The 18,325-nt window shown below is 64.3% G+C and carries 18 protein-coding genes; 6 read left to right on the top strand and 12 right to left on the bottom strand.

The window, feature by feature from the left end:
- Positions 1-123 precede the first annotated feature (123 nt).
- On the top strand, positions 124-891 hold the full coding sequence (locus HWV67_RS31685) for a DUF6708 domain-containing protein (RefSeq protein ID WP_256680131.1): 768 nt from the start codon (positions 124-126) through the stop codon (positions 889-891).
- 8 nt (positions 892-899) lie between these two features.
- Here HWV67_RS31685 and HWV67_RS12700 read toward each other — a convergent pair whose 3' ends face one another.
- From HWV67_RS12700 to HWV67_RS12655, 10 genes are all read right to left on the bottom strand, one after another.
- Positions 900-1,637 (bottom strand): FadR/GntR family transcriptional regulator, encoded by a 738-nt coding sequence (locus HWV67_RS12700; RefSeq protein WP_175651485.1) that lies wholly within the window; start codon positions 1,635-1,637, stop codon positions 900-902.
- Positions 1,638-1,823: 186 nt separating this feature from the next.
- The gene (locus HWV67_RS12695; RefSeq protein ID WP_175651484.1) at positions 1,824-3,623 is read right to left on the bottom strand and encodes a glycosyl hydrolase family 28 protein; all 1,800 of its coding nucleotides are present in this window, start codon (positions 3,621-3,623) and stop codon (positions 1,824-1,826) included.
- 34 nt (positions 3,624-3,657) lie between these two features.
- Entirely contained in the window at positions 3,658-4,026 is a 369-nt protein-coding gene (locus HWV67_RS12690; RefSeq protein ID WP_175651483.1) for a 5-carboxymethyl-2-hydroxymuconate Delta-isomerase, read from the bottom strand.
- Between the two features lie 24 nt (positions 4,027-4,050).
- Positions 4,051-4,827: an ABC transporter ATP-binding protein gene (locus HWV67_RS12685; protein ID WP_175651482.1), complete on the bottom strand. Its 777-nt coding sequence runs from the start codon at positions 4,825-4,827 to the stop codon at positions 4,051-4,053.
- A 10-nt stretch (positions 4,828-4,837) separates the two neighbouring features.
- Positions 4,838-5,677 (bottom strand): ABC transporter ATP-binding protein, encoded by an 840-nt coding sequence (locus HWV67_RS12680; protein WP_095156898.1) that lies wholly within the window; start codon positions 5,675-5,677, stop codon positions 4,838-4,840.
- 12 nt (positions 5,678-5,689) lie between these two features.
- A complete protein-coding gene (locus HWV67_RS12675) occupies positions 5,690-6,604 on the bottom strand; it encodes an ABC transporter permease (RefSeq protein ID WP_175651481.1) in 915 nt (304 codons plus the stop codon).
- A gap of 34 nt (positions 6,605-6,638) precedes the next feature.
- Positions 6,639-8,249, bottom strand: a complete 1,611-nt coding sequence (locus HWV67_RS12670) for an ABC transporter substrate-binding protein (protein WP_175651480.1) — start codon at positions 8,247-8,249, stop codon at positions 6,639-6,641.
- 44 nt (positions 8,250-8,293) lie between these two features.
- A complete protein-coding gene (locus HWV67_RS12665) occupies positions 8,294-9,331 on the bottom strand; it encodes an ABC transporter permease (RefSeq protein ID WP_175651479.1) in 1,038 nt (345 codons plus the stop codon).
- A 59-nt stretch (positions 9,332-9,390) separates the two neighbouring features.
- A complete protein-coding gene (locus tag HWV67_RS12660; protein WP_175651478.1) occupies positions 9,391-11,001 on the bottom strand; it encodes an ABC transporter substrate-binding protein in 1,611 nt (536 codons plus the stop codon).
- Between the two features lie 71 nt (positions 11,002-11,072).
- Positions 11,073-12,227, bottom strand: coding sequence for a mandelate racemase family protein (locus HWV67_RS12655; RefSeq protein ID WP_175651477.1), 1,155 nt, complete (start codon positions 12,225-12,227; stop codon positions 11,073-11,075).
- A gap of 362 nt (positions 12,228-12,589) precedes the next feature.
- Here HWV67_RS12655 and HWV67_RS12650 point away from each other — a divergent pair, with 362 nt between their 5' ends.
- From HWV67_RS12650 to HWV67_RS12635, 4 genes are read left to right on the top strand one after another with little or no spacing between them, the layout of a single operon-like run.
- Entirely contained in the window at positions 12,590-13,318 is a 729-nt protein-coding gene (locus HWV67_RS12650; RefSeq protein WP_175651476.1) for an oligogalacturonate-specific porin KdgM family protein, read from the top strand.
- Positions 13,319-13,370: 52 nt separating this feature from the next.
- The gene (locus HWV67_RS12645) at positions 13,371-14,180 is read left to right on the top strand and encodes an NAD-dependent epimerase/dehydratase family protein (protein WP_175651475.1); all 810 of its coding nucleotides are present in this window, start codon (positions 13,371-13,373) and stop codon (positions 14,178-14,180) included.
- A 12-nt stretch (positions 14,181-14,192) separates the two neighbouring features.
- Positions 14,193-15,071, top strand: coding sequence for an SMP-30/gluconolactonase/LRE family protein (locus HWV67_RS12640; RefSeq protein ID WP_175651474.1), 879 nt, complete (start codon positions 14,193-14,195; stop codon positions 15,069-15,071).
- Entirely contained in the window at positions 15,064-15,939 is an 876-nt protein-coding gene (locus HWV67_RS12635; protein WP_175651473.1) for an aldose 1-epimerase, read from the top strand. The genes HWV67_RS12640 and HWV67_RS12635 overlap by 8 nt, the downstream gene beginning before the upstream one ends.
- Here HWV67_RS12635 and HWV67_RS12630 read toward each other — a convergent pair.
- A complete protein-coding gene (locus HWV67_RS12630) occupies positions 15,918-16,673 on the bottom strand; it encodes a FadR/GntR family transcriptional regulator (RefSeq protein WP_175651472.1) in 756 nt (251 codons plus the stop codon). The genes HWV67_RS12635 and HWV67_RS12630 overlap by 22 nt on opposite strands.
- Before the next feature lie 70 nt (positions 16,674-16,743).
- Positions 16,744-17,457: a TraX family protein gene (locus tag HWV67_RS12625; RefSeq protein WP_256680105.1), complete on the bottom strand. Its 714-nt coding sequence runs from the start codon at positions 17,455-17,457 to the stop codon at positions 16,744-16,746.
- Between the two features lie 71 nt (positions 17,458-17,528).
- Here HWV67_RS12625 and HWV67_RS12620 point away from each other — a divergent pair, with 71 nt between their 5' ends.
- Entirely contained in the window at positions 17,529-18,323 is a 795-nt protein-coding gene (locus HWV67_RS12620; RefSeq protein ID WP_175651471.1) for a hypothetical protein, read from the top strand.
- Positions 18,324-18,325: the final 2 nt, after the last annotated feature.

Genomic DNA, 18,325 nt, shown 5'->3' with positions numbered 1-18,325 from the left:
TCTCGATACTCAAACTATCAAGCTCGAAGTGCCGTATTGGCCGGATAGAAACGATGAATTCGACGTAGCCCGACTGATCGTAAAGGCAGACAAGATCACTGGGGGAGCGAAGTAGTGAGTCGTATGAAAAGACCGCGCCTCATTCCCTCTTGCTCTGGATGGCAGGCAGATCTGCCTCATCCCGATGAAGTGCCGATCGTAATGCCTGCTCTTGGGTTCGATACACCCAACCATCAGGATGATTTCTTTCTTGAGCTGCCGCGTGCATCTGCGCTTATCAGAGGATTGATGATTTGGTTCGCTCCTGTCCAAATCATGATGACTGGATGGATGTTATGGCTTTTCTTGTCAGACTGGCGTGAGCTGAGTTCTGAAGAATGGGTCATGTTTGTCTTCGGAGCTTTCGTCGGCGTTTGGTCACTCCTGCTCTGTGTGAAATTCGATGCAGTACCTCCCCGAGATCAACCCCTCCGCTTCAACCGCGCCCGCCAACGCCTCTACGCCTACAACTTCAACTACCGCTGGTGGAACCCGTTCGAACGCTGGCGAGTGGAGCCGGTGTCCTACGACTGGTCACAGGTCCGTGCCGAACGCTGGCTAAAGCGCGGTGCAACTTCGCATGGGGTCGTCATCAAGGGCGGCGTGGTGCTCTCAATCGTCAAGCCAGGCACCAACGAGGTCATCGACCGCTTCCCCCTCACCACCATGGGCGCCGACGCCCACGCCTGGGCTTACATCTGCACCTACATGCAGCAAGGCCCCGACGTACTCCCCCTACCAGGCCCGCCAAAAGACCACGACGATGTGGGCGTCAACATCGCGCTGCTACTGGCGCCGAAGGTCAAATGGCCCACAGACATGGATCTGGAATCAAGAACAGCGCCCCACTAAACCCACACTCAAACGCCCTGCGCTTCCGCCTCTTCATGCGCCCGCCGCAGCCGCTCGCGGCTGTTGGTCAGGTGCAGGCGCATCGCCGCTCGCGCCCCTTCCGAATCCTGCCGGGCGATCGCTTCGTAGATCGCCTCATGCTCATGGCTCAACCGGCTCAGGTAGTGCGACTGCTCGTCATGGGCCAGTCGCGCCGAGTTCAGCCGCGTGCGCGGGATGATCCGGGTGCCCAGGTGGGTGAGGATGTCGGTGAAGTAGCGGTTGCCCGTGGCCTGGGCAATCTGCAAATGAAACTGGAAGTCTGCCCCCACCGCGTCGCTGGACTGCGCCACGCTGGCGTCGATCGCATCCAGGGCCTCGCGCATCCCGCTCAACTGCTCATCGCTGCGCCGGCCCGCGGCCAGGCCGGCGGATTCGGTTTCCAGGCTGATCCGCAGCTCCAGCACCGACAGCACTTCACGCAGGGTGACGATGGTCGCCGGGTCGATACGAAAACCACTCGGGCTCGGCGTGTCGAGGACGAAGGTGCCGATGCCATGGCGGGTTTCCACCTGGCCGGCCGCCTGCAGGCGGGAGATGGCCTCGCGCACCACGGTGCGGCTGATGCCCTGCTCCTCCATGATTTCCGATTCGGTGGGCAGCTTGTCGCCGCGCTTGAGCTGGCCCTGGCGAATCCGCTCGGTGAGCACCAGCACCAGTTCCTCGGCCAGATTGCGGCGCTTGCGCGCGCGGGGAGGTGTTTGCATAAGGAAGAGTGATCTCGAAGTATCCATGAGCCGCATCATAGCCCACGAGGTTGTACGATAACAGGCATTGAAATGGCCAGATTCTGTGCCATAAGGTCGCAGAAGGTGTGACAACTACTGGCGATCTTGATGAAAAACGGCCGCGCGAGGTCAATCGCACGGCCTGTGAAGTGGGACTGTCGGTGCTCAGCGGGGTTCAGGCGCCGGCTCTACCTGATTGAATTGCAGCCCTCCGGCCTTGCCCAGTTGCCAAGGGTTGCCGCTGCCATGACCGACGAAGCTCACGCTGTCGAAACGCGAGTCCTTCAGCCCGTCGATCTTCGCCAACGCGGGGCCACTGAAGCGCACGCGCTCGAAACTCAGGCCCTGGTGCCAGGCATTCAGGTTGCCATCGCCCTTGACCTCGATCGCCGCAGCGCCGGCGTTTTCCACCGTCACATCACTGATCCGCACATCACGGAATTGCCCCGGCACCGTCGAGCGACGGTAGTCGAGCTTGGCGTTGGGGTCGTTGTAGTCGAGGGTGAAGATGAAACCCTGCTTGACGCTGTTACGGATCGCCGAATCGCGGAACACCACATTGCGCGCACCACCGCCCATGAAGTTGGTGCTCTTCATGCGCAGGCCAACATCGGTGCCGTCGGAAACGTTGTCCTCGGCGAGGATGTTCTGGATCCAGGCCCCGGTGTGACTGCCGGCGACCACCATGCCGTGGCCACGACGGAAGTAGTTGTTGAAAATCCACGCCTCTTCCTGGGGCTTCTGTTTCACCGCATCGGCGCCGGTGCCGGCGGCGAAGTTCACGCAGTCGTCGCCAGTGTCGAAGAAGTTGTTGAAGACCATGGCGCCGCGGCTGTTGGCGAACTCGATGCCGTCTCCGTTGTTGGCGTCGTAGGTCAGGTGACGGGTGTTGGCCAGCACCACGTTCTCGGTCTCCAGGTTCATGATCCCGTGGAACGCCGGGTTGCGGACGGTGAAGCCGCCGTAGAAGACGTTCTTGACGTCGCGCAGGGTGATCAGCGACGAGCGCATCTGTCCGTAGGCATCCTTGACCGGCATGCCGCGGGCCACCGCCTGCTCCACCTGGGCCTTGGCGAGGATGCCGTCGGTCATGTAGCGGGTGTTGTCGCTGGCCTGGTAGTTGGGCAGCGCCTGACCACGCTGGTCGAGGGTATCGGCCTGGCGCTTCCAGCCGTTGCCGTCGAGGGTGCCCTTGCCGGTGATGCGGATGTTCTCGAACGCCTGGTGCTGGCTCGGGTCACGGGGCAAGGCGTTAAGCAAAGAGGCCGGGCGCACGGTGCTGGAATACGGGTACTGGATGTAGCCGGCCAGTGGATAGTCTTCGGCCCGCTCGGAGCCGAGCAGGGTCGCGCCTTCGGCCAGTTCCAGGGTCATGTTGCTCTTGAGGTACAGCGCGCCGCTCTTGTAGATGCCCGCTGGCAGCAGCACTTTGCAGCCCGTGGTGCAGGCGTCGATGGCGCTTTGCAGGGCCTGGGTATCGAAGCTCTGGCCATCGCCCTTGGCGCCGTAGCGACGCACATCGAACACCGCCGGCAGCGGCGTGGTGCGTTGCACCAGCACCGGGCTGTCCGCCGATTCCTTGCCGTCGGCGCCCACGGCCCGCACGGTGAAGCGGTATTCGCTGTCCGGGGTCAGGTCATCGGCAGTGAAGCTGTGGATGCCGATGCGGTGATGGAAACCGGCCGTGTCCTGCTCGTAGAAGCGGTCTATGTACGGCTTGGCCGGCGATACCCGGTCGTTGTTGGCGTTGGCGCTGCCCAGCAGCTTGCCGTTGGCGTAGACGTGGTAGTCGACGATGTCGCGGTACTCTGCCGGCTTCTCCCAGACCAGGATGATCTGGCGCTCGTCGTAGGCCAGGGTCGGCACCTGGACCTTGCCCGGTGGTTGCAGGGCCCAGGCCGGCAGGCTCGCGGCGACGGCGACCAGGGCGGCAAGGGAGCGTTTCAGTGCGTGGAGGCTTGGCATATTTTTGTCCTTGTAATTGCCAGGATGCGCCGGTTCAGGCCGGCGCGTGTTGCTGTTCGAGATACTGGCGCCGGTTGACGAAGGTCTCGCGGCGCATTTCCTGTACATCCACCGACAGCGCCGCCACCTCCGGCAGCAGCGCCACCAGCACACCGACGCAGGCCGAAGCCAGGGCGCGGCGCTGTTGCTCGTCACGCCCGCTGAGCAGGTACAGGGTGACGTGAACGAACTCTTCGCGAGTCGCGCCACAGCGGTAATGCGCGTGGGCGTTGAGCCGCAACTTGATATCGCCGGGGGCGAACAGCCCGCCGGCATCCAGCGCGTCGTGCAGGACGTCCAGCAGGCGCTGTTCGCCAACCCGCTGGGCCACGCCCTGCGAGCAATCGATCTGACAATGAGGCATGGCGTTTCCTTGATAGGCGCGGGCTCAGCCGGCCAGCGCGGGCGCGCTGTCCTGGCTGAAATCACGGCTGGCCTGGACCAGCATGCGGGTGTATTCGTGGCTGGCGAGATCCTGGCTGAGGGCGCTGCTGTCGAGGCGCTCGACGATCCGCCCTTGCTGCATCACCGCGACCTTGTCGCACAGGTGGCTGACCACGCCGAGGTCGTGGGTGACCATCAGGTAGGTGAGCTTTTCGCGTTGGCGCAGGTCGGCCAGCAAGTTGAGGATTTCGGCCTGCACCGAGACGTCCAGCGCCGAGGTCGGTTCGTCCAGCAGCAGCACGCGGGGTTCGAGGATCAGCGCCCGGGCGATGGCGACGCGCTGGCGTTGACCGCCGGAAAGCTGGTGCGGGTAGCGATAGCGGAAGCTGTCGTTGAGACCGACCTTGAGCAGGATGTCGTTGATGCGGTCGTCACGGTCGCCGATGCCGTGGATCACCAGCGGCTCGCGCAGCGCCGAGTCGACCGTATGGCGCGGGTGCAACGAACCGTAGGGGTCCTGGAAGACCATCTGCACCAGCCGGTAATGCTCCTTGGGAATCTTGTGCTGCAAGGCCACGCCGGCGATGCTCAGCTCGCCGCTCCAGTGCCGGTACTGGCCGGCCAGGCAGCGCAGGACGGTGGTCTTGCCCGAGCCGGACTCGCCCACCAGGCCGAAGGATTCGCCGTCGGCGACGCTCAGTTCGACGTCGTGCAGCACCTGGTTGAGGCTCGGGCCGCTGCCGAAGCTCAGGTTCAGCGCGTGTGCTTGGATCATGGACATGACGGGTTCCTCAGCAGGTCAGCCAGCGGGGGTCGCGTTGCAGCACGGGCAGCCGCTCGCGGCGGTTGTCCATGCTCGGCAGCGCCGCCAGCAGGCCACGGGTATAGGGGTGTTCGGCACGGTGCAGGTCGCAGGCAGCAAGGGACTCCACTACCCGCCCGGCATACATCACCAGCACCCGGTCGCAGTAGTTGCGCACCAGGTTGAGGTCGTGGCTGACGAAGATCAGCCCCAGTTCCTGCTGCTCCACCAGCTCCTCCAGCACACTGAGCACCTGCTGGCGCACCGAGACGTCGAGGGCCGAAGTCGGCTCGTCGGCGATCAGCACTTCGGGGCGGGTGATGACCATCATGGCGATCATGATGCGCTGGCCCATGCCGCCGGAGACTTCGTGCGGGTACAGGTTGTAGACCCGCTTGGGATCGCGGATATGGACCTTTTCGAGCATTTCCATGACCCGTTCGCGGGCTTCCGCGCGGCTGGCCTTGTGGTGCGCGAGGTAGGCCTCGGCGATCTGCTCGCCGACTTTCACCACCGGGTTCAGCGAGTATTTCGGGTCCTGCATGATCATCGACATGCGCTGGCCACGCACTTGCTGCATGGCCTTTTCACTGGCCGAGAGCAGGTCCAGGTCGCCGAACTGCAAGGTCTTCGCGGTGATCTTCGCGCTGGCCGGGTGCAGCTTCAGCAGGCTGCGCCCGACCGTCGATTTGCCCGAGCCGGACTCGCCGACGATGGCGAGTTTCTCCCGCCCCAGGGTGAACGACACATCGCGCACCGCGTGGGTTTCTTTCTTGCCGTTGACGAAGCGGACATTGAGCCCGTCCACCTTGAGTTTGATATCAGACATAGCGGCCTCCGGTTACTCGCTGCGCGGATCGAGAATGTCCCGCAGGCCGTCGCCCAGCAGGTTGAACGCCAGGCTGACGAGCATGATCGCCGCGCCCGGTACCGCCACCAGCCACCAGCACTCGAGCATGTAGCGCCGGCCGGTGGAAATCATCGCGCCCCACTCCGGCAGCGGTGCCTGGGCACCGAGGCCGAGGAAGCCGAGGGCGGCGGCGGTGAGGATGATCCCGGCCATGTTCATGGTCAGGCGGATGATCACCGAGGACAGGCACATCGGCACGATGTGCTTGAGGATGATGCGGCTGGCCGAAGCGCCTTGCAGCTGCACCGCAACGACGAAGTCGGCCTTGCGCAGCGACAGGGTTTCAGCCCGCGCCAGACGGGCGATGGGCGGCCATGAGGTCAGCGCGATGGCGACCACCGCATGCTCCAGGCCAGGGCCGAGGGCGGCGATGAACGCCAGGGCGAGCACCAGGCTGGGGAAGGAAATGAAGATATCGGTGAGGCGCATGAACACCGTGTCGACCACGCCGCCGAAGTAGCCGGAAACGGTGCCGATGAACAGGCCGATCGGACCAACGATCACCGTCACCAGGCCGATGATGTACAGCGTGATGCGCGAGCCAAAGACCAGCCGACTGAAGATGTCGCGGCCGTATTCATCGGTGCCGAACCAGTGTTCCGCGCTCGGCGCTTTCAGGGCGTTGGCGAGGTTCTGCACCACCGGGTCGTGGGTGGCGATCAGCGGTGCGAACAGCGCCACCACCACCAGCACCAATGCGACCACCAGACCGACCAGGGTCATGGGGTTGCGCAGCAGATGGCGCAGCACCCGCAAGCTGCTTTTGCAGAACGCATCGAAGCTGGAGCCGGGGCTGTCCGGCTGCGCTTTGACGCGGGTTTCGGAAGAAGACATGTTGGCAATCATCGGCATGTTCTCGAGTGAAAGGACGGGCGCGCGATCAGCGCTGCTTGTAGACGCCCAGGTAACGGGTCGCTTCGGCGTCATCGCCGCTGAAGCCCTTGATCTCGGCGCTGCTGACCACGGTGTCGGTCATCTGCGAAATCATCATGATCGGCCCCACCTGCTGGTCGTACAGCGACTGCGCCTGGTGATACAGCGCCACACGCTTGGCGCTGTCGCGCTCGACGCCGGCCTGGTCGATCAGGGTGTTGAGTTGCGGGCTGAAGAACGACGCGCGCCAGCCCTGGAAGTTGGGCAGGCCGGCGTCATCGCTGTTGTTCGGGTTGTAGGCGAAGGTGCGCAGGCTGAAGTACGGGTGCGGGTAACGCTCGGCGCCGCGGGCGACGATGATGTCGAAGTTGCGCGCACGCATGGCGCCGTAGACCTGGTTGCCAGTGCCGCTGACGATGCTGGCCTTGATACCACCTTCGGCGAGGGTCGCTTGCAGGCGCGCGGCGATGTCGGTGAACGGCGGCTCGGACAGGGTGCGGATGGTGGTGCTGAAACCCTGCGGATAACCGGCTTCGGCGAGCAGTGTCTTGGCCTTGGCCACGTTCATGGCGTAGCCCGGGTCCGGCAGGCGCGCGGCGAGGCCCAGTTGCATCGGCTGCTGGTTGAGCTTGCCGTAGTACGGCATCACCTGGCGGTCGAGGCCCTGGTAGTCGATCAGGTTGCGCACCGCTTCACGTACTTTCGGGTCGGCGAATTGTGGTTGCTTCATGCTCAGCGCGACGTAGTACATGGTGCCGCGTTGCAGCGACTGCACCTGCAGGGTGTCGCGGCCATCGATGGCCTTGATGTCCGGTGCGGCCATGCCGTAGGCCAGGTCGAGGTCGCCGCGTTCGAGCATCAGGCGCAGCGATTGCGATTCGGTCATGTGCCGCACCACCACGCGCTTGAGCTTGGCCGCGCCGCCCCAGTAGCCGTCGAAGCGGGTCATCAGCAGCGAGTCGTTGGCGTTCCAGCGGGTCAGGGTGAACGGGCCGCTGCCGGCCTCGTTGGTCACCAGCCAGGCGGCGCCGAGGTCACCGTTTTTCTCGTGTTTGAGCACGGTCTGGCGGTCGACCACCACAGCGCTCGGCGAGGTCGCCAGCGAGTCGATCAGCAGCAGCGGATCGGTGGGCTGCGGCAGGTCGATGACCAGGGTGTGGGCGTCACTGGCGCGGATCAGCGACTGGATGTTGTCGACGCTGTAGCCGTAGGCCTTCCAGGTGGTGGCCAGACCATAGTTGAGCTTCATCACCCGGTACAGCGACCAGGCCACGTCGTCGGCGGTCAGCGGATTGCCGGAGTGGAACTTGACGTCGTCACGCAAGGTGAAGGTGATCTGCTTGCCGTCTTCGCTGACGCTCCAGCTTTTCGCCAGTTGCGGCAAGTGCTGTTCGGGGTTGCCGTTGTCACGCTTGAGCAGGGTGTCATAGAGATTGGCGTTGACCCCGGAAGCATCCAGGCCGGGGGCGTTGGCCGGGTCGATGGAGAACAGGTTGACCAGGCTCATGCCGACGATCAGTTGATCGGCCGGGGTCTTGGCCTGGGCGGCGGTGACAGGTGCCAGGGCAAGGATGGCGCCGAACAGGCTCAGGCGCAGCGCAGTGGTGATCGGGTTCATGTGGGCGTCCTTCTTCTTGTAGTTGTTGACAGGGCTGCGGGCAGTCACCGGGTCCGTGGGTCGAAAACCTTGTAGAGCGCGTCGCTGATCAGGTTCAGGGCGACGAAGATCAGGCCGATGATCAGCACGCAACCCATCACCGCATTCATGTCGCCGAGCATCAGGCTGCTGGTCAGGTACTGGCCGAAGCCGGGCCAGGCGAACACCGTCTCGATCAGCACCGCGCCTTCCAGCAGCGAGCCGTAGGCCAGCGCCACGACGGTCAGCAGTTGCACGAGGATGTTGCGAAACGCGTGGTTCCACACCACCTGGCGGCGCGACAGGCCCTTGACCCGGGCGGTGATGATGTATTCCTGCGAGAGCTGTTCGAGCATGAAGCTGCGGGTCATGCGGCTGATGTAGGCCACCGAGTTCAGGCCGAGGATCAGCGCCGGCAGGACGATATGCCGCAGCGCGCTGCTGAAGGCTTCCCAGTCGCCGGCGAGGGCGGTGTCGATCAGCAGCAGGCCGGTGCTTTCCGGGACCATGCCGTCGTAGGCGAGGTCGATGCGCCCTGCCCCGCCCGCCCAGCCGAGCATGGCGTAGAACACCAGCAGGCCCATCATGCCCAGCCAGAAAATCGGGGTTGAGTAACCGAACAGGGTGATCATCCGCGCCACATGGTCGCCCCAGCGCCCCTGGTTGCTGGCGGCGAAAACACCCAGCGGCAGACCGATCACCACACCGAAGAGAATCGCTAGGGTGGCCAGTTCGATGGTCGCCGGGAACACCCGGCGGATGTCGTCCAGCACCGGGTGGCCGGTCAGCAGCGCGTTGCCGAAATCACCATGAAGCAGGTCATTGAGGTACAGGCCGAACTGGGTCCAGATCGGCTTGTCCAGGCCCATCGCGCGGTACACCTGTTCGTAGGTCGAGCTGTCGGCGTCCGGGCCGACGACCGCCAGCACAGGGTCCAGCGGCATTACCCGGCCAATGAAGAAAGTCATGGCCAGCAGGCCCAGCAAAGTCACGAGGACCGTACTGGCCCGGCGGGCGGTGCCGGACACGCGGGTGCCCAGCACGGAGGCAGTCGAAACGAACATAACGGGCTCCAGAAGAGTGATCGCTCAGGCAGTGGCGCGGGCCTCGCGGCCCGGCCGGCTCAGCGCGCCTTGTAGACGTCTTTGTATCGGGTGGTGGCGGCGGTATGACCCTGGTAGTTCTGCACGTCGTGGTACAGGACGACGGTGTCGGTCATCTGCGACACCGGCAGGATCGCGCCGACCTGCTCGTCCAGGCGTTGCTGGATCTGCTGGTACTGGGCCAGTTGTTTGGCGTGGTCCGGCTCGACTTCGGCAGTCTCGATCAGGCTGTTCAGCTCGGGGCTGAAGAACGAGGTGCGCCAGCCCTGGAAGTTGCTCAAGCGGGCTTCGTCGCGGTTGTCCGGGTTGTACACCAAAGTGCGCAGGCTCGAATGCGGATGCCGCTCGGCCCCACCACCGCCGCGTCCGACGAGGATGTCGAAGCTGCGCTCGCGCATGGCGCCGTAGATCTGGTTGCCGGTGCCGGTGATGATGTTGGCCTGGATGCCGGCCTGGGCCAGAGTCGCCTGCAGGCTGGAGGCGATGTTGATGAAAGGCGGCTCGGTGAGCACGCGGATGGTGGTCTTGAAGCCGTTGGGGTAGCCGGCCTCGCTGAGGAGTTTCTTCGCCTCGGCGACGTTCAGCGTGTAACCCGGATCATCCAGGCGCGCTTCCAGACCGAGCGGCAACGGGCGCTGGTTGAGCTGGCCGTAGTGCGGCATCACGGTCTGGTTGATGCCTTGATAGTCGATCAGCGAGCGCACGGCCTTGCGCACCCGGACGTCGTCGAACGGCTTGGATTTCACGCTCAGCGCGACGTAGTAGAGGGTGCCGCGCTGTACGGTCTGGGCACGGACCTTGTCGTCATGGGACAGCGCTTCGATGTCCGGCGCGGCCATGCCTTTGGCCAGGTCGAGGTCACCGCGGGCAACCATCAGGCGCAGCGACTGCGATTCGGTCATGTTGCGCATGACGACGCGTTTGAGCTTGGCCGGGCCGTCCCAGTAACCGTCGAAACGGGTCATCAGGATCACGTCGTTGGCGCGCCAGTCATTGAGGATGAACGGGCCGCTGCCCGCCGCATGGGTGGTCAGCCAGGCGGCGCCCATGTCGCCGTTCTTCTCGTGCTTGAGCACGGCCTGACGATCGAGGATGAAAGCGCTCGGCGAGGTGGCGAGGGTGTTGAGCACCAGTTGCGGGTCGGTCGGCCGCTGCAACTCGACGACAAAGGTATTCGGGCCTTCCGCGCGCAGGCTGCGCTCGGCGTTCTCGGCGCTGAAGCCGTAGGCTTTCCAGGTCGAGGCCAGGGCCAGGTTGAGCTTGAGCACGCGCTGCAGCGACCAGGCGACGTCGTCGGCGCTGAGCGGGTTGCCAGACTGGAACTTGACCCCTTCGCGCAGCTTGAACGTCAGGGTGCGGCGGTCATCGCTGATCTGCCAGCTTTCGGCCAGGGCCGGGACCAGTTGATCGGGCTGTTTGACGTCCTGCACCAGCAGCATGTCGTAGAGATTGGCGTTGACCTCCGAGACGTCCAGCCCGGTGGCGGCGGCCGGGTCGAGGGACAGCAGGTTGATCATGCTCATGCCGACGATCAGTTGGTCGGCGGGGGTTTTCGCGTGGACAGCGGTGAGCGACGCCAGCGTCAACGACGCAGCGAACAGCCCGGCGAACAGGAGTGGAAATCGACGCATGTGAGAAGACCTTTGTTGTAGTTATTCGCATCTCGAACGGCACGGCGCCAGGGCCGTGCCGCGGGCACAGGTCAGTACTGCTGCAGGGTGTGGGTCTCGATGTAGTCGAAGTTGATGTCCTCGCCCAGGCCAGGCAGGTCGGAGAGGTGGACGAAGCCGTCGTTGTCCATCGGGTCGACCAGACGATTGAGGTAGGCAGGCACCTCGTCGTAGTCGAGGAACGGGTGCAGCAGGCCGCGCTCGTACCAGGTGCAGTTCTTGATCGCGCCGACCACCGCGAGGTTGGCCGCGCCGTTGCCATGGACTTCGCAATCCATGCCGAAGGACTCGGCCAGGTGCGCCACTTTCAGGCAGGCGCCGATACCGCCGACCCCGGCAACGCCGGCGCGGAGGATGTCGCAGACGTCGTTCTTCACCCAACTGGCGCGGCTCATGTATTTGCCGGAAAGGGTTTCCGGACCAAGCACCGGGATATCCAGGTTGGCCGCGAGCCAGGCATAGGACTCGGCGGACTCTTCCATCATCGGTTCTTCGAACCAGGCGAAGTTGAGCTTCTCCAGCTCGCGACCGATGTACAGCGCGTCGGTGCGGTTGTACCAGTGGTAGCCGTCGAGCATCAGCGCGATGTCCGGGCCGACCGCTTCACGCACCGCGGCGCAGGCCTTGACGTCGATGCGCGGGCTTGGCGCGAAGGACACCGGCGGCATCCAGGTGTGCAGCTTGATCGCCTTGTAGCCGCGTTTGACCAGGGTTTCGGCGAAGCGGCCGTAATCTTCCGGGGTCGCCAGGCCGCCTTCGAGTTCGTCACCGCACATGGTCGAACCGTAGGCCAGGACCTTGTCACGGAAACCACCGGCCAGCTTGTGCACCGGGATATTCAGCTTGCGCCCGGCCCAGTCCCACAGCGCTTGCTCCACCAGCGCCAGGGAGCGGTCAGTCAACTGACTGGCGCTGCCACGCTGCCAGTGGGCGAGGTCTTGCCAGAGGCGTTCACGGTCGAAGGCGTTCTGCCCGACCAGCACTTTGCGCACGAAACCATCGAGCAGATAAGGACGCAGCAATTCGGGAGGGCCAAAGGCGTAACCCTCGGTACCGTCTTCGGTACGGATGCGCAGCAGGGCCATGCGGGCCTGGGTGACATCACCTGGGTGGGCATGCCCGGCGCTGTCTACCGAGCGGCGGGTCGGGTAGGAAAAAACCTGCACATTGACTGATGTAATTCTCATGGACGCCGTATGCCTTTCTTCTTGGAATTGTGTCTGGAGTAACGTTGTGAGGCCGATCATACGTCATCGTATAACAATTGCAACCCCTCAATGTCGTCCCATTTTCACCCCCTTTTTACAGTCATTTTCCGGCCTGAAACCCGCTTGAAACGCCCATTTCGTGACCGTAAAGAAAGTAAATTCTGTTATTTTTCAATGATCTGAAAAAAACATACGACCTTGGTGCTGGCGACCATAGACAGTTGTCGTTGTTGTACGATAACGTATATTCAAACAACTACAGAGGACGCCCACCCCGCTCACCGCCTTACCAAGTGCTCAAAACATCGCCCCTACCCAACAAAAACAAAAAAGTAGATCGCATGAAAACCACTCACAGCTTGTTTATTGCGTTGACCACACTCGCCCTGTCGATCAACGCCTATGCCGACTCCGCCAACATCAACTATCGCCACCAATACACCGACGACGACCGCCAGCACGCCGACCGGGTCAAGCTCGGCTATCGCATGGACAGCGGCCTGGGTTTCGAAGCCGAGATCAAGTACCGCACCGCCGGCGACCGTAAAGATGTTGCCTACGACAACATCATCAACAACGGCCACGAACTGACCGTCAGCTACAACTACAAGCTCAGTCCGCAGTCCACGCTGACCCCGGCCTTCCAGATGGACAGCTCCAAGGACAGCACCACCTACAAGTTCGGTCTGAAGTACAACTACAAGATCGACGACCAGTGGTATGTCGCCGCCCGCTACCGTTACGACGCCAAGCGCCTGGACCGCGACCAGATCAACGAAGACATGGACAACCGCGCCAAGAACAACCAGAACACCAACCGTTTCGAAGGCTGGCTGGGCTACACGCCGACCGGCAGCAAACTGGCCTACGAGTACCAGTACATTCACTTCCTGACGGACTACATCCGCTTCGATGACAAGAAGAGCGACTACGAGCAGAACCTGATCATCAAGTACAAGCTGACCAAGCAGTGGCAGCCGTTCATGGAAATCGGTGATATCAAGGTCAACTCCACCACCGATGACCGCCAGGCCCGCTGGCGCCTGGGCATCCAGTACAACTTCATGTAAGCCGGGGCCGCGCGAGCGGCCTTCTCCCCTTCCCTGCCTTTCGAGAAATCCCATGACAGCGAGCAAACCCTTCAAGCGCATCCTTCTCACCGGCGCGGCCGGCGGCCTTGGCCAGGTGCTGCGGCAGAGCCTGCAGGCCCACGCCGAGGTCGTTCGTCTTTCCGATATCAGTGCCATGGCGCCGGCCGAGGGCAGCCACGAAGAAGTGCGTCCCTGCGACCTGGCCGACAAAGCCGGCGTGCTGGCCCTGGTAGAAGGCGTCGACGCCATCGTGCACCTGGGCGGTGTGTCCGTGGAGCGTCCGTTCGAGGAAATTCTCGACGCCAATATCCGCGGCACCTTCCATATCTATGAAGCCGCGCGCATCCACGGCATCCGTCGGGTGGTGTTCGCCAGTTCCAACCATGTCACCGGTTTCCACTCGCCGCAGGACCGCCTCGACGCGCGCTCCGAGCGCCGCCCGGACGGTTACTACGGGCTGTCCAAGTCCTATGGCGAAGACCTGGCGACCTTCTATTTCCATCGCTACGGCATCGAGACGGTCAGCCTGCGCATCGGCTCGTCGTTCCCTGAACCGCGCAACCTGCGCATGCTCAGCACCTGGCTGAGTTATTCGGACCTCGGGCATCTGGTGGAACGCGCGCTGTTCAGCGCAGACGCCGGCCACACCGTGGTCTACGGCGTGTCCGCCAACCGCGACACCTGGTGGGACAACCGTTACGCCGCGCACCTGGACTTCGTGCCGAAGGACAGCTCCGAGCGCTTCCGCCCACAAATGGAAGCCCAGCCCAAACCCGCCGCCGACTCGCCGGAAGCCCGCTACCAGGGCGGCGCCTTTACCGCCGCCGGCCCGTTTGAGTGAGGGAGCCTGAACATGACTGCTGAATTGATTGTCGATGCACGCAACGGCGTTGGTGAAAGCCCGGTGTGGGTCGCCAGCGAGCAGGCGCTGTACTGGGTCGATATCCCCAGCGGCAGCCTGCAGCGCTGGCGTCTCGACGGAGCACTGGACAGTTGGCAGGGCGACGAAATGCTCGGCTGCGTCGCCCCGCTCGCCAACGGCAGTTGGCTGGCGGCGCGGGAAAGCGGTCTGTTCCGCCTGCGCGCCGATGACCACGGTCGCCTGCTCGGCGAGTCGGTGGCCGAGGTCAGCCACGCCCGCACCGGAATGCGCTTCAACGACGGGCGCTGCGACCGCCAGGGCCGCTTCTGGGCCGGCACCATGCAGATGAACATGGGCAGCGAAGCGGTGGGCAAACTCTACCGCTACACCACCCGCGACGGCCTGGTGCCGCAACTCGACGGTCTGCTGGTGCCCAACGGCCTGGCCTTCAGCCCCGACGGCAAGACGATGTACCTGTCCGACTCCCACGCCAGCGTGCAACTGATCTGGGCCTTCGATTACGACACCGATAACGGCACCGCCCACAACCGCCGGGTCTTCGTCGACATGAACGCCCATCCCGGTCGCCCGGACGGCGCGGCGGTGGACGCCGACGGCTGCTACTGGACCTGCGCCAACGACGCCGGGCTGGTGCTGCGCTTCACCCCCGAGGGCAAGCTCGACCGCAGCCTGCCGCTGCCGGTGAAAAAACCGGCGATGTGCGCGTTCGGTGGACCGGGACTGGACACCCTGTTCGTCACCTCGATCCGGCCGCAAGGCGTGGACCTCAGCGACCAGCCGTTGGCGGGCGGGCTGTTCGCCCTGAACGTCGGGGTGAAGGGTCTGGAAGAGCCGTCGTTCAATGGCTGAACCGGAACTGCTGGTACTGGAAGACCGGCTCACCCGCCTGCTGTTGGCGCCAGGGCTGGGCGGCAGCCTGGTGGACTGGCGCCGCCGCGCCGACGGTCAGCCGCTGCTGCGTCCAGGCAATCTGCAGGCGCGGCCACTGACGGCGCGCCAGCAGGCCTGCTTCCCGCTGGTGCCCTGGTCCAACCGCATTGCCGGTGGTGGTTTCGATGCGCCCGACGGCTGGTTCGAACTGTCGCCCAATACGCCGGACTCAACGCTGGCGGTCCACGGCAGCGCCTGGCAACAGCCGTGGGAAATCCTCGGGCAGAGCGCCGACACGGTGCTGCTGCGCCTGGAAAGCGCGACGCCCTTCGCCTACCGTGCCGAGCAGCGCATCCATCTGGCGGACGGCTGCCTCACCCTGGAACTGAAAGGCACCCACCTCGACCCGCGCCCGCTGTGGCATGGGCTCGGCCTGCACCCGTTCTTCCCGCGCACGGCGGCCACCCGCGTCGAGGCGAAAGCCGAGGGAGTCTGGTGGTGCGACGGACAGCAGTTATCCACAGAACACGGTGCGGTGCCGGAGGAATGGGATCTGCGGAACCCGGCAGCGTTGCCGGCGGGGAAAGTCGATCACTGCTTCACGGGATGGGACGGCCAGTGCCGGATCCTGCAACCCGATGCGGGCTATCGGCTCGACTGTCAGGCGGAGGGTTTCGGCCACTACCTGCTGTATTGCCCGCCGGGGCAGCCGTTCTTCTGCTTTGAGCCGGTGAGTCATCCGGTCAATGCGCATCACCTGCCGGGACGACCGGGGTTGGTGCTGCTGAGTGAGGGGCAGTCCGTTGGCGGGCGGTGGCGGATGGCTTATCGGTCAGTGGACGCCTGAGCCTTCTCATACGCCTGGCGCAGATGCTCGCGGCTATTACCCAGGTGCAGACGCATCGCCGCGCGGGCCGACTCCGAATCCTGCGAAGCGATGGCGCTGTAGATCTGCTCATGCTCACGCTCCAGACGCTCCAGATACTGACGCTGGTCGTCGGCGCGGGCATAAGTACGGGTGCTGAGGCGGGTCCGCGGAATAACCTTGGTCCCCAGATGGCCGAGGATATCGGTGAAGTAACGGTTGCCGGTCGCCTCGGCAATCAGCAGGTGGAAGGCGAAGTCGGCGCCCGCCGAATCACTGCCGCTGGCCATCAGCCCGTTGAGCGCATCCAGCGCTTCGCGCAGGCTGGCCAGTTGCTCGCCGGTGCGGCGCTGCGCCGCCAGGGCCGCAGACTCCACTTCCAGGCTGATCCGGAATTCCATGACCGCCAGCACGTCGGCCAAGGTCATCACGGTATCGCTCGGGGTGTTGAACAGGCCCGAGCTCGGCGGTTCCAGCACAAATGTGCCGATGCCGTGGCGGGTTTCCACCTGGCCGGCGGCCTGCAGCCGGGAAATCGCCTCGCGCACCACGGTGCGACTGACGCCGAACTGCTCCATGACCTGCGCTTCGGTCGGCAACTTCTCGCCCGGCTTGAGCAGGCCGTCGCGGATCTGCCCGGTGAGGGCAGCCACCAGCTCTTCGGCCAGGCTGCGGCGTTTGCGCAAGGGTTGCGAGAAGGTGCTGTTGTTATTCATCGAGTGCACGGCTAGTGGGAACGAGGGGGTGCATCATAGCCAAGGGAAACGCGGCCGGTCATCCCCGGAGTCAACTAAAAACGCTCAACAGCTTGATCGCCGCCAGATGCAGTGGATAAAACGCATAGCCCCAGCGCCCGACGGGGCGCACGGCATGGCGCACGTCCAGGCGCAAAAGCCCCAGCCCGAACGGCGCACACAGAAACGCCGTGGCCAGGACCACGATCGATATAGGCTGCAAGGCGTTGTGCAGAATCCAGCCATTGGTGAGGTTGCCGCCCACCGCCAGCGCGCCGGCCAGCCACACGTAGCGCCGGTCGTGCAAGGCCAGAACGAACGCCGCCGGCAGCAACACCCCCGGCCATCCGTACATCAACCGGTCGCTGGCGAAGACCGCGACCAGCACCGCCGCCAGCGCCAGCAGCCCGGCCTGCCGCGTGCGGTGGTGCACACCCCAGGCGACCAGCAGGCCAAGGGTCAGGGTCGGCATCACGTTGAGGGTCAGCGAGCCGCTATCCAGCCAACGGTACGGCAGCTCCGACAGCAGCGAAAAACCCAGGCACCAGCCCAGATAACGAAGGTTGCCGGGAGTGAACAGCGTGCCGGGAAGCGCACGGGCGACATTGGCGGCAATCGCCAGGCAGAAAAACGGAAACGCCAGCCGTCCCACCACAAACAGCCAATGCTGCTCGGGCCAGAGGTAGCGCAGGTGATCGCCGACCATGGTGACGATCGCCAGCCACTTCAGCAGATCAAGGGAAGCCGAGCGGGCGGGTCGAACCAATGAATGCTCCTTCGCGGGTTGGCCATCAGCGCTGTAGCATACGCGACCCTTCGTGCTGATCGAGACCCGACATGGACCGTCTACCCCGCCTCCTGCCCATCCTGACGCTCTGCCTGCTGCCGCTCGCCGATGCCGTGGCGCGAGAACCGCAACCTTGCCCGCAGCCACTGCTCGATTCGCTGGCCACGCAACTGCAGCAGCAGGGCTGGACCACGCCGACCGATGACAGTGACGGCCCGCTGCTCGCGGCGGCCTGCAAGCGCTGGCCGGATGACCCGGCGCTGTCGGTGGTCGCGGTGGCCTACCGTGATGCCGACGATCACCAGCCACCCGGCGAACGCAGCCCGCACCTGCTGGTGGCGAAAGTCGATACCGACAGCGGGCAGCTGCGCGAACGCCTCGACCAGGACATGGCGGAAGATGCCGCGCTGGAATTCGGCGCCAGCAGCCTGTGGCTGGACACCGCCCGCTATCGCCTCGCCCCCGAAGTACGCGCCTTCGGCGTGGTCATGACCAGCACCGCCCGCGGCGCCAGTTGCCCCGATGCCGGCTACAGCAACCTGCTCACCCTCGTGGTGCCCGACGCCAATCGCTTGCGCCCGGTACTCACCACCCACCTGAGCAGCTGGACCACCCTGAAAGGCGTCAGTTGCAGCGAAGGTTTCGAAATGGAGCAGGCCACCCTGACCTTCAGCGTTGGCACGCAGCGCTCGCAGGGTTACGCCGACCTGATCGTCCAGGCCCAGGTCAGCAGTGGCTACGCCAAGCCGGTGTCGCGCACGGTCAGCAAGACCCTGCGCTACGACGGCAACCGTTACCCGCTCGACGAATACCCGTCCTTCTGGTGGAGCAACCCGCAGCCGTGAGC

Source organism: Pseudomonas sp. Marseille-P9899 (genome assembly GCF_903166565.1).
GTDB classification, from domain to species: Bacteria; Pseudomonadota; Gammaproteobacteria; order Pseudomonadales; family Pseudomonadaceae; genus Aquipseudomonas; species Aquipseudomonas huaxiensis.
The sequence above is the reverse complement of the archived record's forward strand: the minus strand, read 5'-3'. Positions and strand labels throughout refer to the sequence as shown.

Coding starts and splice junctions, on each gene's coding strand:
- HWV67_RS12650 (WP_175651476.1), top strand. CDS start 12,590: ATGAAAACCACTCACAGCTTGTTTATTGCGTTGACCACACTCGCCCTG.
- HWV67_RS12660 (WP_175651478.1), bottom strand. CDS start 11,001: ATGCGTCGATTTCCACTCCTGTTCGCCGGGCTGTTCGCTGCGTCGTTG.
- HWV67_RS31685 (WP_256680131.1), top strand. CDS start 124: ATGAAAAGACCGCGCCTCATTCCCTCTTGCTCTGGATGGCAGGCAGAT.
- HWV67_RS12655 (WP_175651477.1), bottom strand. CDS start 12,227: ATGAGAATTACATCAGTCAATGTGCAGGTTTTTTCCTACCCGACCCGC.
- HWV67_RS12620 (WP_175651471.1), top strand. CDS start 17,529: ATGGACCGTCTACCCCGCCTCCTGCCCATCCTGACGCTCTGCCTGCTG.
- HWV67_RS12635 (WP_175651473.1), top strand. CDS start 15,064: ATGGCTGAACCGGAACTGCTGGTACTGGAAGACCGGCTCACCCGCCTG.
- HWV67_RS12670 (WP_175651480.1), bottom strand. CDS start 8,249: ATGAACCCGATCACCACTGCGCTGCGCCTGAGCCTGTTCGGCGCCATC.
- HWV67_RS12695 (WP_175651484.1), bottom strand. CDS start 3,623: ATGCCAAGCCTCCACGCACTGAAACGCTCCCTTGCCGCCCTGGTCGCC.
- HWV67_RS12665 (WP_175651479.1), bottom strand. CDS start 9,331: ATGTTCGTTTCGACTGCCTCCGTGCTGGGCACCCGCGTGTCCGGCACC.
- HWV67_RS12675 (WP_175651481.1), bottom strand. CDS start 6,604: ATGATTGCCAACATGTCTTCTTCCGAAACCCGCGTCAAAGCGCAGCCG.
- HWV67_RS12685 (WP_175651482.1), bottom strand. CDS start 4,827: ATGTCCATGATCCAAGCACACGCGCTGAACCTGAGCTTCGGCAGCGGC.
- HWV67_RS12690 (WP_175651483.1), bottom strand. CDS start 4,026: ATGCCTCATTGTCAGATCGATTGCTCGCAGGGCGTGGCCCAGCGGGTT.
- HWV67_RS12640 (WP_175651474.1), top strand. CDS start 14,193: ATGACTGCTGAATTGATTGTCGATGCACGCAACGGCGTTGGTGAAAGC.
- HWV67_RS12630 (WP_175651472.1), bottom strand. CDS start 16,673: ATGAATAACAACAGCACCTTCTCGCAACCCTTGCGCAAACGCCGCAGC.
- HWV67_RS12700 (WP_175651485.1), bottom strand. CDS start 1,637: ATGCAAACACCTCCCCGCGCGCGCAAGCGCCGCAATCTGGCCGAGGAA.
- HWV67_RS12680 (WP_095156898.1), bottom strand. CDS start 5,677: ATGTCTGATATCAAACTCAAGGTGGACGGGCTCAATGTCCGCTTCGTC.
- HWV67_RS12645 (WP_175651475.1), top strand. CDS start 13,371: ATGACAGCGAGCAAACCCTTCAAGCGCATCCTTCTCACCGGCGCGGCC.